A 14,094-nucleotide genomic window follows, 5' to 3' on the forward strand; every position below is an offset into this window, starting at 1 on the left:
GGACCGATCGGGTTTACTTCTACAGCGCACTTTTGATGCATCGATTTTTTCCAGTGTTAAATCCACCGAGGTGAGCATAAGGCGGCATGCAACAGATTGTATTTCTGAGCCGATTGATCGGTAAAGAGCTCCTATAGAGTTTTGTACCGATGTGCTTGAGACCGAGGCGTCCGTCTCGGCAGTCCTCCCCCGCAGGCTGCTCTGTCCTGTCCGGTCCATTAACCGCTGGCCTATATGGTCACCTTGCCGAGCTTTTTGATACCGACCCGGATCGGGTCCGCCGGAAGAGCTATGCGGGATTTTGGGTGACGAGGCGATCAGGCGGCGTGGTTTTCCGGCACTTGGATGACCTCGATGCCGTTTTCGAATCTGACACCTGCGATGACCTTCGGCAACTGATTTGTGCCTTTCAGCCGCCGCCAGGTCTTTGATGCGGCGCAGAGCAGCTTGAACACCATCAACTTGGCAGTCGTTGACGATAACGAACCTTTCGTGCGCACCGTTCTGTGCCGGACCGTCGCGAACACGCTTTCGATGGGATTCGTCGTCCGCAAGTGGTCCCAATGCTCGGCGGGGAATTCGTAGAACGCAAGCATTGCGTCGCGATCTTTCGTCAGGCACTCGACCGCCTTGTCGTACTTCGCTCCGTATTTCTCGGCAAAGACATCGATCGCCACTTCGGCCGAAGCTCGGTTGGACGCCAAATAGACCTCGCGCAGATCCTTCTTCATGCTGGCCTGTACCGACACTGCGACTTTGTTCAAGATATTCGCGGTTTTGTGCACCCAGCACCGCTGATGTCGCGTGGCGGGAAAGACCTCGTCGAGCGCCTTCCAGAAGCCGAGCGCGCCGTCACCGACGGCGATTTCCGGGGCGATCTTCAGCCCACGGGTTTTCGCCTCGACGAGCAGTTCGTGCCAGCTCTGCGTGCTCTCGCGCACGCCGACCTGGAAGCCGATGAGTTCCTTCTTGCCTTCCGGCGTCGCGCCGATCAGCACCAGCATGCATTCGCTGTGGTCTTCCATGCGAGCCTGCAGGAAGACGCCGTCCGCCCACACGTATACGTACCGGCGCGCCGACAGATCGCGCTTCTGCCAACGCTCGTACTCGAGCTGCCACTCCGTCGTCAGTCTGGAAACCACCGCCGGAGAAAGATTCGGCGCATCCTTGCCCAGGAGCGCCGCCAGCGCCTCCTGGAAGTCGCCCGTCGAGATGCCTCGCAGGTACAGAACCGGCAAAAGTGCATCCAAGCTCTTCGTGCGCCGTGCCCACAACGGCAGGATCGCCGAGGTGAAGCGGATCCGCTCGCCATCGCTGGTCACCGCGCGATCGCGAATCTTTACCCGGGCGACTTCGACGGCGCCGATCCCCGTCTGGATCGTCCGCACTGGACCATGGCCGTGCCGCACGAGGCGGTCGCGGCCATCGGGAAGCTTCAAGCCCTTCATCGCGGCGAGAAACGCCTCGGCTTCCATCTCGACAGCCTGCGCAAGCAGCTGCCGAGCACCAGATCGCAAAATATTCGTCAGTGGATCGTCGATCTCATCGGGCTGACGCAGTGGGACAATGTTGCTATGCTCGTTCATGGCGTATCGCTCTCCTTGAGGTTCTGGCAGGCTCGACACCCGCCTCGATACGCCGCCTATCTCATTCCGTCATCACCCAGTTTCCCGCATAGCTCCCGCCGGAATGCTCACGTTCATAGCGTCGCTCCGGCTCAGCCGGGCCCAGGTTGCGCAATCGGTTTAATCCCAGCCGGCGCCGGATAGGGCTGAAGGTCGCCGGCGACACTACCGGCCTCGATTGAGATCTGTTTGACCTGTGGCGCTGTCGTCCCAACGTTCCGGCTTCTGCGCATGGGAAGGCAGGATTTGGCTTGGATAAAAGAGGTCTTGTGGAGCGATCACGGTCCATCCACTTCTTCCTCGCCGAACGCTTAAACTTGGCGACCGTCCTCGCCGAAAACGGCGAGTTGCAGCGCACTGCAGCCTTCGTCAGGCCAGCCTCGATCAAGATTGGCGCCATGGCCTTTCGGCGTCAATGGCGCATTCTTGGGGGCGTTCATCCGATCCTTAAGGGGTAGGCTAAAGCTTCGGCAGGTTGCTTCCTCGTTCAGGACCGGATGGACAACCTACTGAAAGCTCACACCTCATGGTCTCACAGACATCCTACCCGAACTGGTTGCCCCCTCATGCGGCCCCTCTAGAAGCGCGCGTATGCGCGCAGCGATCTGTCGCGCTTTTCGGCCGCAGGTTGGGTTCCACGCAATCGAGTATAGCCAGCATCGCCAGAACTTCGTCGACGTTAAATGTGGCCGCCCTGCGATCTGATAGTCCCAGAGACCGATGGGGGGCGCGGACCCGATTGGCTGCAAGCACCGCAAGCGCTTGCGGCCGCAAGGACGTAATATGCCGCTCGAATATATGCATTCGTTGGCCTGTAGCTGCCCTGTGGGCATGATGTCGCGAGCGCTGGTGGCCAACCCGGTCGCAAAGACTGGGGCTGGCCACCTTTGCTCCCAAGAGGCTCCAATTCTCAAGGGCTACAAAGTTGTATCTTCGAGAAGTACCAAGGGGCACCTACCAAAATCGGTGGCTCCCCTCCTCGTCGGCGACTCTCTAAGCTAGTTTTTGCCTTGAATTGGAGACACCAGCACGACCAGACACATGCACGTTGCATGAACAAGAAAACATGCCAATCGCACATGAGCGACGCAAGTATGTGGGCAGAGTCAATCTAGGCGGAGCACGATAGAAAGCCGCTGGAAAGTTATCCGAGACCCTCGTAGACCGCGATGAGGAAGGCGAAGACCCCTACGAAGAGCGTCTTCTTGACGAGACGCGCGGTGATGTCCTCATCAGTTCCCCAACTCCAGAACAACGCTGCGAGCGTAATGTCGATCGCAGCAAGGGTCGTTGCGAGATATCCGACATCGCTCCCCAGCAGCCCAAAGCCGCTGTCGATGTAACGCGTGAACGTTTCCAGGAACTGGTCAATGATCCCCGTACCAGTCATGGCTTGCTTGCCTCAGGTGTCACCAGGTTCGGATATCCCTGCGGGATCCGGCTTGGATCCTTTGGAGCGAGCGCCACGCCGGCAGCGGAATCGTCGTGGCCAGGTAATGTGGCACCGTCTTTCTTGCCAAAAAAGCGACGGCGGTTTTCGGCCCAAACTTGCTTGCAGTGATGATAACCCGCGGCTTCCTCCGCAGTGACGCTGCGGCAGCGCGCGAGGTCAGAGCTGGTTGCTTCTGTCGTCTGCTCGGCCTTCGGTGGTGGAGCAGGACCGTCTCCGCCACGAAGCTGAATCGTGCAGGCAGCGACGGCCACTAGGCCGATTGTCGTAAGCAGCGATAGCGCCTTGAATGCCTTTAGCTCGGTCATCAGTGGAACATCTGCACGTTGAAGGATTGATAGCCCTCTCCTGGCGTCAGGAATCGCCTGAGTTGCTCTCGTCCTTGATCCTGAGCCGAGCCGCGCTGAGCCGCTTCGAGGCTCTGCGCCCTGCCCTGCGCCGTCACGACAGCGGTGAGGTCGGCGAGTTGCTGCGCGTTCAGCGCGAGAATCTGATTGCCAGCTTGGGTTGCCTGCAGAGCACCGCTTGCGCCTTGGCTAGACGCTACGAGCGCGGACGTCTGGATGCGATTGGTGTCGAGATTGCCAACGATGCCCGCCTGAACTCGCAGCGCGTCTTGCGTTGCGGCATAGGAATTCTGCCAACGTGTTTGGGCGTTGAAGATCAGCAACTGGTTCGACTGGCTGACTGTAGCTGGCGCATAGCTCGTCGAAAACGCGCGATCGATCTGCTGGACGTCATAGGCGATGCGCTGGGCCTGGGCCAGTAATTGCTGAGTCCGCTGGATCGAGGATTGCAGTTGCTGCAGCGACGAGTACGGCAGGTTTGCTAGGTTCTTCGCCTGATTGATCAGCATCTGCGCCTCGTTCTGCAACGAGGTGACCTGATTATTGATCTGCTGGAGCTCCCGCGCAGCTGTTAGGACGTTCTGCACGTAGTTGTTGGGATCAAAGACGATCCACTGCGCTCGCGCGGACACCGTGACGCTGAGCATCAGCGCGACCGTGGCAGCGGCCGCCAATAGGCCAAGATGCCTCATAGGGATTTCTCCAGATTGACGAGATTGGGGATGATGTCTAGGGCCCAGGCGACACCGCGGTGCCGGAGCCAGGCCGGCACGAAGCCGTCAGGTCCATGTTCGGCGAGGAGTTGCGTGATCGCGGCTTGGTCTGCCTTGGAAGAGGCTGCGGTAAAGGCGAGCGCGACTTCACCGAGCCCAAGTTCGAACATCCGATTGCCCCGGCGCGACTGGCAGTAGTAGTCGCGCTTTGGCGTTGCTCGGCTCAGAAGTTCGATTTGGCGATCATTGAGTCCGAAGCGGCGGTAGATCGTGGTGATCTGGGGTTCGATCGCCCGCTCGTTCGGCAGCAGCAGGCGCGTTGGGCAGCTTTCGATGATCGCCGGCGCGATCGCGGAGCCATCGATGTCCGACAGTGACTGGGTGGCGAAGATGACGGACGCATTCTTCTTCCGGAGCGTCTTCAGCCATTCCCGGAGTTGACCGACAAAATCTTCATCGTTGAGGGCAAGCCAGCCCTCGTCGACAATGAGAAGTGTCGGCCGGCCGTCGAGACGGTCTCCGATCCGATGAAAGAGGTAAGCCAGAACCGCTGGGGCAGTGCTCGTTCCGATCAACCCTTCAGTCTCAAACGCCTGAACCGAAGCTTCGCCAAGGCGCTCGAATTCGGCATCAAGCAGGCGCCCGGAGGGACCGCCCAGGCAATAGGGCTGCAGGGCCCTTTTCAGGGAATTGGATTGCAGCAAGACCGAGAGGCCCGTGAGGGTGCGCTCCTCCCTCGGCGCCGAAGCGAGAGAGGTGAGCGCCGACCACAGATGATCCTTGACCTCCGGCGTGATCTCGACCTTTTCCCGCGCCAGGATCGCGCAGATCCATTCCGTGGCCCATCCGCGCTCGGCGGAATCGTCGATCCAGGCCAAAGGTTGCAGCGCGACGGGGTTTTCGTCCCCTTCAGACAGCGCACCGCCGAGATCATGCCAGTCGCCGCCCATGGCGAGCGCGGCCGCCCGGATCGAACCGCCGAAATCAAACGCAAAGACCTGCGAGTTCGGATAGCGCCGGAATTGCAGCGCCATCAGAGCGAGCAACACCGACTTTCCGGCACCGGTCGGTCCCACCACAAGGGTATGGCCGACATCTCCGACGTGGAGCGAAAACCGGAACGGCGTTGATCCCTCGGTCTTACCAAACAGGAGCGGCGGGCCCCTGAAATGCAGGTCCCTCGCCTCGCCCGCCCAGACGGCCGACATCGGAATCATATGGGCGAGGTTAAGTGTCGATACCGGTGGCTGCCTCACATTCGCATAGACATGCCCCGGCAGACTGCCGAGCCAGGCTTCGACCGCGTTCACCGTCTCGATCATGCAGGTGAAATCGCGGCCCTGAATGACCTTCTCGATCAGCCGCAGCTTCTCGTCGGCGACATTGGGATCGCGGTCCCACACAGTGATGGTCGCCGTGACAAAGGCTTGCCCAATCTGATTGGACCCCAGTTCCTGCAACGCCGCGTCGGCATCAAGCGCCTTGTTGTGGGCGTCGGTATCTAGCAGCGTCGACGCCTCGTTCGTCATGATCTCCTTGAGAATGGCGCCAATCGATTTTCGTTTGGCGAACCACTGCCGCCGAATTTTGGTCAGCAGCTTGGTGGCCTCGGTCCTGTCGAGCATGATCGCGCGGGTTGACCAGCGATACGAAAACGCCAGGCGATTCAGGTCATCCAGAATTCCCGGGGTCGTCGCGCCGGGAAAGCCGACGATTGTCAGGACCCGAAGATTGGCTGAGCCCAACATCGGCTCGAGTCCGCCGGTCAGCGGCTGGTCGGCCAGCAGAGCATCGATGTACATGGGAATCTCAGGTGCTCGAACTCGATGACGCTTGGTCGAGATCGTCGAGTGCAGATAAGTCAGCGTGTCCTGATCATCGAGCCAGGTGCATTCCGGCATGAACCCTTCAAGCAGGCCGAGCACGCGGTTGGTTTGGTCGATAAATCCGCGCAGCACCTCCCGAGCATCTGCTCCAACGGTGCGGTCGCGACCTTCATAGAGGAATCTCTCCGCCATAGCCGCTCCCTCCTCCGGAGGCAGATAGAGGAAGGTCAGGAAGTAGCTGGACTCGTAATGGGCACCCACCTCTTCGAACTGAGCCCTGCGTTCCGCGTCGACCAGCGCGGACGCGACGTCCGGAAAGGAGTTAGGCGGGTACGCCCCCGCAAAGTGACGTTGCGCCTCAACGAACACGGCCCAACCCGATCCCAGGCGACGCACGGCGTTGTTCAAACGGCCGGCGACGGCGACAAGTTCAGCCGGCACTGCGCTATCGAGATCGGGGCCGCGGAATTTCGCGGTTCGTTGGAACGAGCCGTCCTTGTTCAGGATGATTCCCTCGTCGACCAAGGCGGCCCAAGGCAGAAAGTCGGCGAGACGAGCATTAGAATGGCGATATTCGGCAAGGTTCATCATGGACATGAGCTCAGGCGTTGAGATGGCTGGGGATGCGCAGATGCCGGCGCACCACATCGACAAAGGCTGGATCGCGCTTGGCGGCCCAGACAGCGGCCATGTGGCCGATGAACCAGAGGACGAGACCGGCGATCCAGAGCCGAAGTCCGAGCCCAAGGGCTGCCGCAAGCGTGCCGTTCACGATCGCAACCGACCGCGGCGCGCTGCCCATCAGGATTGGCTCAGTAAGCGCGCGGTGAACGGGCACAAAAAAGCCTTTGACCGGTTCATCCATCAGATCACCACGCCGCCGCCGAAGGAGAAGAACGACAGGAAGAAGCTCGAGGCGGCAAACGCGATCGACAGACCAAACACGATCTGGATCAGCCTGCGGAAACCACCTGACGAGTCCCCGAACGCGAGCGTGAGCCCGGTCACGACGATGATGATGACGGCGATGATCTTGGCGACTGGACCTTCAACCGACTGCAAAATCTGATTGAGTGGCTGCTCCCACGGCATGTTCGAGCCAGCCGCCCACGCCGATGCCGACGCCAAAAGCACCGTGCCGAAAGCGGCCAACGATGCACCTCGAAGAAAGCGAAATTGCTGACGCATGTCAGTCTCCTGCTGTTGAAATGCTGTAGTCGCCCGTGGCACCGAGGCCTGAGACGGTGGCGAGTTCGGCGAGGCGGCGGTCGGCGCCGCGTCCCGCCAGCACGGCGACGAGGTCGATGGTCTCGGCGATCAAGGCGCGCGGAACCGAGATGACGGCTTCCTGGATGAGCTGCTCGAGCCGTCGCAGCGCGCCGAGCGCCGTCCCCGCATGAATGGTACCGATGCCGCCGGGATGGCCGGTGCCCCAGGCCTTGAGGAGGTCGAGTGCTTCGGCACCTCGGACTTCGCCGATCGGGATGCGATCAGGACGCAGTCGGAGGGACGAGCGAACAAGATCCGACAGTGTGGCCACACCGTCCTTGGTCCGAAGCGCAACGAGATTGGGCGCCCTGCACTGTAGCTCGCGCGTATCTTCGATCAGCACGACCCGATCGGAGCTCTTCGCGACCTCGGCCAGGAGCGCGTTCGTCAAGGTTGTCTTGCCGGTCGATGTTCCGCCGGCGACGAGGATGTTCTTCCGTGCGTCGACCGCGCCCCTCAGGATCTTGGCCTGCTCCGAGGTCATGATGCGCCTTACGACGTAGTCGTCGAGCGTAAACACGGCGACGGCGGGCTTGCGGATAGCAAAGGCCGGTGCTGCAACGACCGGAGGCAAGAGACCTTCGAAGCGCTCGCCGGTCCCAGGCAATTCGGCCGAGACCCGTGGCGAACCGGCATGCACCTCGGCACCGACGTGATGCGCGACTAGGCGAACAATGCGCTCGCCATCGGCAGCGGACAGAGTTTCGCCTGTGTCCATGAGGCCATTCGACAGCCGGTCGATCCATAGCCGGCCATCCGGGTTGAGCATCACCTCGATGATCGCTTCGTCTTCGAGATAGCCGGCAATCGCGGCCCCAAGCGCGCTGCGCAGCATTCGCGCACCGCGCGAGCTCGCGTCTGATTGAATAGAATGGATTGCCATCGTTCGCCCCACCGAATGAGGGCACCCAAGGGGCCCTCAGATGGGGATCATTAGAAAAGGCCCCACGGACTTGGCGCAACAAGCGGCTTCAGTGATCGTAGACTGGCGTAGAAAAGAAAGACTGAAAACTGATGTTTGAGGTCTACTCATTCGTATCGTACTCGGCGAGCTACCGCTCACCACTCCGCATCGTCATCCGCGGGCACGAGTAAGACCGAATCCTCATACGACTCGACAGCGTAAGAAACATCAGCCGGCTTGAAGAATAGGAGTGAACTCATCCAGGAAACGATAGATCGGCGCCAAGGCAGCATGAACCAGATCAACGCCGCGATCTGCACTGCTACGTTGACGCCGAACGCTACTTGATAGGCATGGACGGCCCTATGGCCATCATTCGCGGGCCATTGCTCCAAGATAAGACCTGTCCCGCATTGTGCCAGGAACGCCCAACCAAAGTGCAAGACGTTCAAGGCGCCGTTGGCACGACCGGCAAGCGCCGGCGGAAAGTAATCTACTATTACCGCGAAGCTGACCACGGTTGCCGTTCCGGCAATTGCGACAACGGACCAGGGCAAGATGGACGGCAGAGGCACTCGCAGGATCAAAGCTAGCTCGGCTGCGAAAAAGAGCACCGCAACCGTCGCTAATACCGTCTCCGCCCCTATTCCCCTTCGTTTGACGTAGTGGACGGTCATCCCGAACAACAACGCGCCGAAGCTCAAGACGATCGACATGGTGAACAGCTGTCTTACGAGACTTGCGCGATCAAGCCCCTCCACGTCGGTCAGCCACGGTGATGCCCACAGTCCCTGCAGAGACCAAGCCGATCCAACACAAGTCGCCGACAATGGGGCCATTCGCCAGAAGCGCCGATCGCTGAAAACGGAGCCAAGGGTGGCGCGCGCCGTTGATGGAACAATGCCTCGTTCAGGCACCGCGACATAGATGAGAATGGCCGTCGCACCGGTAGCGACTGCCAGGATCCCAAAGAGCAGCCGCCAGCCCATCCAAGCGAGCAGGTATTCGACGGGAGCCGTAGCCGTTACCGCTCCTAGCGACCCCAGCATAATCATGTAGCCGTTAAGCAAAACGACGCGTTCGCTAGGGAACCAGAGGATGATGGACTTCAGTCCGGCCGTCAGCGCCGCCGCGACACCAAGCCCGATCATTGCACGCGCTATCAAGAGTGACGGGAAACCGCTCGATACCGCGAAGAGTCCGGCGCCCACTGCTGCGAGCAAGAGCAGAGCACTCTGGACGCGCCGCGGACCAAAGCGGTCCAACAATATGCCGACGGGAATCTGCGCCGCCGCAAAGACGAGGAAATAGACCGAGGTAAGCAACCCGAGGTCGGCAGCCCCAAGCCCAGCATCCGAGCTGAGATGACTGGCGATCAAAGCGTTGATCGTTCGAAACAGATACGAAAGATAGTATCCAACCGCAAACGGGAGAAATACGCGCGCTGTGAGGCGCCATGCCCCTGAAATCTGCATGCTGGCCCCTCTTGCTGTCAGCTCGTGCGAGCCGATAGCGCGACCAGCTTTTCGTCAGTTCAGCTAAATCGCTGCGGGCGTAGGTTAGCGAAGAAAAAGAAGGGACCGGCGAAACGGTCTTGCTACATGGTTCAATCAAGATTCTTCGGCCGCTTCCTGGCGGCGGATATCTTCTGGAATCTCGCGCAGAAAGCTTTGCCCTTTCTGCAAACGGCGCCCGAGCGCCTCGACAAATCCTTCAAAGCGCTCCCGACCCTTTGCCTGCGCGGCCGTCTGCGCGTCATTGGGCAATGGCGGCGTTACTGTCAGCCAGAAGCGGATGAACAGGGCCAAGGTCTCTGCCGTTAGACCGATATCACGCTCCATCCGCTGCATTTGTCGCGAGAGGCGATCGAGACGACGGGTAAACGCGGCCTCTCGCCTGTCCGCTCCGTCCGGTGACAAAAACGAAGCAACGGCTGCCTCCACGATCGCAGACCGGGAAAGGTTTTTGCGATCCGCGAGGTCCGAGATCTGTTTCAGAAGCTCGGGCGGGAAATAGACGTTCATCCGATCGCGCATGTTGCCTCAGAGCTCCATGCCGTCATTCGGATCCATGGCAACCTGGCGGGCGACGCCACGCATCTGCTGACGAAGCAGTCGAGATTGGCGGACCGCGTCCTCATCGTCGTCAAGAACCACGGCGAATTCCTCGGCTGGGGCCGGCTCGGTTGTTTCCTTGGCTATCGCGACGTGATCGGGGAGTTCGGGCTCGCGACGGAGACCACTGTTCGCGGCGTCTTCCTCTGCTTGCCCCCTGTCGGTTGGATGCGGCGCAGGCTTCAGCGTTTCAAGCGTTGACCATCCGTCCGTTCCTGATACCGTCGGATCGGGCGGCGGCAAGATCCGCTCGGTAAGCCGCCGATCCTCATAATAGCGAACCTTCTTCGCCCGGATCGGCGGTGTGCCCGCTACCATAACAATCTCGTCCATCGGCGATAGCTGCATGACCTCGCCCGGGGTTAGCAGCGGTCTCGCCGTCTCCTGGCGCGAGACCATCAGGTGTCCAAGCCAGGGGTTCAACCTGTGACCGGCATAGTTCTTCATCGCACGCATCTCCGTCGCCGTACCCAACGCGTCGGACACCCGCTTGGCGGTCCGCTCGTCATTTGTCGCGAAGCTGACGCGCACGTGACAATTGTCGAGAATCGCATTGTTGGGCCCGTAGGCCTTCTCGATCTGATTGAGCGATTGCGCGATCAAGAAGCTCTTGATGCCGTACCCCGCCATGAAGGCGAGCGCGGACTCGAAGAAATCAAGACGTCCCAGCGCCGGAAACTCGTCGAGCATCATCAGGACTCGATGCCGGCGGTCGCGGGCGTGCAGATCTTCGGTCAGCCGCCTGCCGATCTGGTTTAGCACCAGGCGGATTAAAGGCTTGGTCCGCGAGATATCGGAGGGTGGCACCACGAGGTAAAGCGTCGTAGGGCGGCTGTTTGCGATCAGATCGGTTATCCTCCAGTCGCAGCGGCAGGTCACCTGGGCTACGACGGGATCGCGGTAAAGACCCAGGAACGACATCGCGGTGGACAGAACGCCCGACCGCTCATTCTCGGATTTGTTGAGGAGTTCACGCGCCGTCGAGGCGACCACGGGATGGGAGCCCTTCGCGTCAAGATGCGCGGTCGTCATCATCGCCTTCAGCGTCGCCTCGATCGGCCGCTTCGGATCGGACAGGAAAGCTGCGACGCCAGCCAAGGTCTTGTCTGCCTCGGCATAGAGAACATGGAGTATGGCGCCGACCAGGAGCGAATGACTGGTCTTCTCCCAATGGTTCCGCTTGTCGAGCGAGCCCTCGGGGTCGACCAGGACATCGGCGACGTTCTGGACGTCACGAACCTCCCATTCCCCGCGCCGCACCTCGAGCAGTGGATTGTACGCAGTGGACTTTGGATTGGTTGGGTCGAACAAGAGAACTCGACCATGCCGCGAGCGAAAACCGGCCGTCAGTTGCCAATTCTCACCTTTAATGTCGTGCACGATGGCCGAGCCCGGCCAGGCCAGCAACGAAGGAACGACCAAGCCAACACCCTTACCGGACCGAGTGGGGGCAAAGCACAAGACGTGCTCCGGCCCGTCATGGCGCAGGTAGTCGTGGTCGAGCTTGCCAAGCACCACACCATCCGGACCGAGAAGTCCGGCCGCTCGAACCTCTTCCGCATCAGCCCAGCGCGCCGAGCCATAAGTCTCAACGTCCTTGGCCTCGCGCGCCCGCCACACCGACATGCCGATCGCCACCGCGATCGAAACGACGGTCCCTGATGCTGCGATGAAGGCCCCCTCGACAAAGACCTGCGGCGCATAGGCATCGTAGACGAACCACCACCAGAAGAAGATCGGCGGATAATAGATCTTGAAACCCCACAGTTCGAACCAGGGCCGCCCAAGCTGGGGCTGGTAGCCAAGTCGCCAGGCCGTCCACTCGGTTGCTCCCCAGATGGCCAGCAAGACGATCAGGCCGACAACGATCACCTGCCCCCAGAGTATTTTGGTTCCGGACATTCCGAGCGTCCTTCCGCAACTGAATTGGTGAGATAGCTAGAGGCCGAGGTCGCGCTTGCGACCAAAGCCCCATTCAATACCACCGCCGTCCTTCACGAACCCGGTGACGTGTTGGCCGAGCCTCTTTTCTAGTTCGCGCGACCAGGGCACGAGCTGGAAGCCGAGACCATTATCGATCATGGCGAAGCGTCCCGAGGTGAGCGTCAGCCGCTGGCGATACGTGCCCGCCACATGCTCCCCGGAGGCGGCGTTCATATGAGGCAGGCCGATGTCGGCCGAGACTTTTGCGGCAACCTCGTCCAGTTCGCGTCGACGCAACGTCTTCAGGAGGTCTCGCTGCACGGTGATGCGTTGGCCCTGCCGCCGCGCCAAGCCCTCCTGGATCAGATGCTCGGTCCGGGCCTCCATGGCGTCGCGGGTCTCGCGGCCAAATCCACCCATGGCAAGCGGCATGGGGTCGCGTTCGACCAGCCTGTGGTCGAGCCAAGTTGCCCCTCTTGCCTTGACCTGACCACCAAGATCGAGATCGGAACGGGCCGCGAGCACCACGGTGGGGCGCGGATCGCCGGGTGGACCGAAACTCCGGACTTCGACGATGCCGCCCATTGGCGGTGCATATTCGAACGCCTCGAGCCCTCGGAAGCGCACGTGGTGAGCGCGTCCGTCTGTTCCGTCAATCAGGGCATAGGCCTCCCCGGTCAGTTCGTCATGCAATCCGCGGTCGACCAGCCGTCCGATAATCTGGGCCGTCGGCCGTCCACTCTCAATGACGAAGTCGGCAACGCCGCGCGCTTCCCCACGCTCGGTGAAGGCGCGGTGCATGGTCTTGATGATGTCGCCGCGCATGCCGAGATCGCGCAAGCTGCGCTCGGCCTCGAGCCCGACTATCCATTCGCCTGGTGCAGCGGAGGTAGCAAGGCCCATCCTCTCTAGCTGTTGAAGACGACCGATCATCAGGCGCCGGATCTCGGAATCGGACTTGCTCGGGTTCTCGGGGCGAAGATCGATAGTGCCGGTCTCATCGGCTGCCAACCGGATCTCCCGATCTAGCCGCGTCCATCGTTCCGCCGTGACTTCTCTCTCCAGCGAATTGCGGATCTCGTGCTCCGGTTTTGGACCCAGTTCTATGGCGACCAGTTCCTCGGCGCGTGACCGCAGGCCCAGGCTGATGTAGTCGCGGGAGATCACGAGATCTGCCCCTTCCTCGTCTACTCCCCGAACGAGAAGATGGACGTGGGGATTGTCGGTATTCCAATGATCGACAGCAACCCAATCGAGCCGCGTGCCGAGATCAATCTCCATTTGCTTGGTGAGGTCGCAGGTGAAAGTCCTGAGGTCGGTCATCTCGCCGGCATCCTCAGGCGAGACGATGAACCTAAAATGATGCCGGTCGTCCTTGCATCGTTCAGCGAAAGCCGCGCTATCGGCACCGTCACTGCCGGCATCGAACATCACGGCACGCTCACCGCTTCGGGTCACGCCATCGCGCTTGAGATATGAAAGATGGGCCGTCAGAGGCGCCGAGCGGAATGCTCGTCCTTTGTGCCGGACAACACGTGCCTTCACCACGACGCGCCGCGTCGGGCTGAACAACCGACTGCGGCTGAACGCAAGCCTGCCGCGGCCAAACGTCGAGCGGCCATAAGCCGTGGAACTCCTGCCAGCCGCAGACTGACCAGAGGTGTGCCCGGCCTTCTTTGCCGCCCGCAGCACCTGGTTAATGAAGCTCTTCTGCTTCGGCGAGCGGGTATTGCGGATGCGCCCAGGCCGAATACGCAGGTCGCTATCGCCCACGCTCACGGGGCCTCCAAACGATTAAAAGCACGCACAGTGCCGAAAACGCCTTTGATTGCATTCGTAAAAACGCTAGGCGCGGCACGCGACCCGACAGACCGGCACGCTAGAACCCAAGCCATGCCAATGGCTTGCGGTTCGACCGGCGAG

General features: G+C 60.8%; 11 protein-coding genes and 1 pseudogene. All 12 read right to left on the bottom strand.

All coding sequences use genetic code 11. The annotated features are described in order from the left end of the window. Positions 1-317: 317 nt before the first annotated feature. The 12 genes and pseudogenes from CIT37_RS35550 to CIT37_RS35605 all read right to left on the bottom strand — a co-directional run bounded on the left by CIT37_RS35550 (position 318) and on the right by CIT37_RS35605 (position 13,950). Positions 318-1,586 carry an IS256 family transposase gene (locus CIT37_RS35550; protein ID WP_035716818.1) on the bottom strand — a complete coding sequence of 423 codons (1,269 nt, stop codon included), beginning with the start codon at positions 1,584-1,586 and terminating at the stop codon, positions 318-320. Positions 1,587-2,775: 1,189 nt separating this feature from the next. After that, positions 2,776-3,015: pseudogene (locus CIT37_RS35555) on the bottom strand (type IV secretion system protein); the annotation flags it as partial. Further along, positions 3,012-3,383 carry a putative entry exclusion protein TrbK-alt gene (trbK-alt, locus tag CIT37_RS35560; RefSeq protein ID WP_080586783.1) on the bottom strand — a complete coding sequence of 124 codons (372 nt, stop codon included), beginning with the start codon at positions 3,381-3,383 and terminating at the stop codon, positions 3,012-3,014. The gene trbK-alt and the pseudogene CIT37_RS35555, both read right to left, overlap by 4 nt. Continuing rightward, entirely contained in the window at positions 3,383-4,114 is a 732-nt protein-coding gene (trbJ, locus tag CIT37_RS35565; protein ID WP_028152635.1) for a P-type conjugative transfer protein TrbJ, read from the bottom strand. The genes trbK-alt and trbJ overlap by 1 nt, the downstream gene beginning before the upstream one ends. Next, on the bottom strand, positions 4,111-6,552 hold the full coding sequence (gene trbE / locus CIT37_RS35570) for a conjugal transfer protein TrbE (RefSeq protein ID WP_095425543.1): 2,442 nt from the start codon (positions 6,550-6,552) through the stop codon (positions 4,111-4,113). The genes trbJ and trbE overlap by 4 nt, the downstream gene beginning before the upstream one ends. Positions 6,553-6,562: 10 nt before the next feature. Then, on the bottom strand, positions 6,563-6,826 hold the full coding sequence (locus CIT37_RS35575; RefSeq protein WP_028152637.1) for a VirB3 family type IV secretion system protein: 264 nt from the start codon (positions 6,824-6,826) through the stop codon (positions 6,563-6,565). Then, the gene (locus tag CIT37_RS35580; RefSeq protein WP_038936972.1) at positions 6,826-7,149 is read right to left on the bottom strand and encodes a TrbC/VirB2 family type IV secretion system protein; all 324 of its coding nucleotides are present in this window, start codon (positions 7,147-7,149) and stop codon (positions 6,826-6,828) included. The genes CIT37_RS35575 and CIT37_RS35580 overlap by 1 nt, the downstream gene beginning before the upstream one ends. Before the next feature lies 1 nt (position 7,150). Further along, positions 7,151-8,065: a P-type conjugative transfer ATPase TrbB gene (gene trbB, locus CIT37_RS35585; RefSeq protein WP_028152639.1), complete on the bottom strand. Its 915-nt coding sequence runs from the start codon at positions 8,063-8,065 to the stop codon at positions 7,151-7,153. Positions 8,066-8,289: 224 nt separating this feature from the next. Beyond that, positions 8,290-9,609 (bottom strand): MFS transporter, encoded by a 1,320-nt coding sequence (locus CIT37_RS35590; RefSeq protein ID WP_038936973.1) that lies wholly within the window; start codon positions 9,607-9,609, stop codon positions 8,290-8,292. Positions 9,610-9,744: 135 nt separating this feature from the next. Then, a complete protein-coding gene (locus CIT37_RS35595; protein ID WP_038936974.1) occupies positions 9,745-10,170 on the bottom strand; it encodes a CopG family transcriptional regulator in 426 nt (141 codons plus the stop codon). 6 nt (positions 10,171-10,176) lie between these two features. Next, positions 10,177-12,150, bottom strand: a complete 1,974-nt coding sequence (locus CIT37_RS35600; RefSeq protein ID WP_038936975.1) for a conjugal transfer protein TraG — start codon at positions 12,148-12,150, stop codon at positions 10,177-10,179. 36 nt (positions 12,151-12,186) lie between these two features. Continuing rightward, complete coding sequence (locus tag CIT37_RS35605; protein WP_095425541.1) at positions 12,187-13,950, bottom strand: relaxase/mobilization nuclease domain-containing protein; 1,764 nt, start codon at positions 13,948-13,950, stop codon at positions 12,187-12,189. Positions 13,951-14,094: the final 144 nt, after the last annotated feature.

Source organism: Bradyrhizobium ottawaense, assembly GCF_002278135.3.
Taxonomy (GTDB): Bacteria; Pseudomonadota; Alphaproteobacteria; order Rhizobiales; family Xanthobacteraceae; genus Bradyrhizobium; species Bradyrhizobium ottawaense.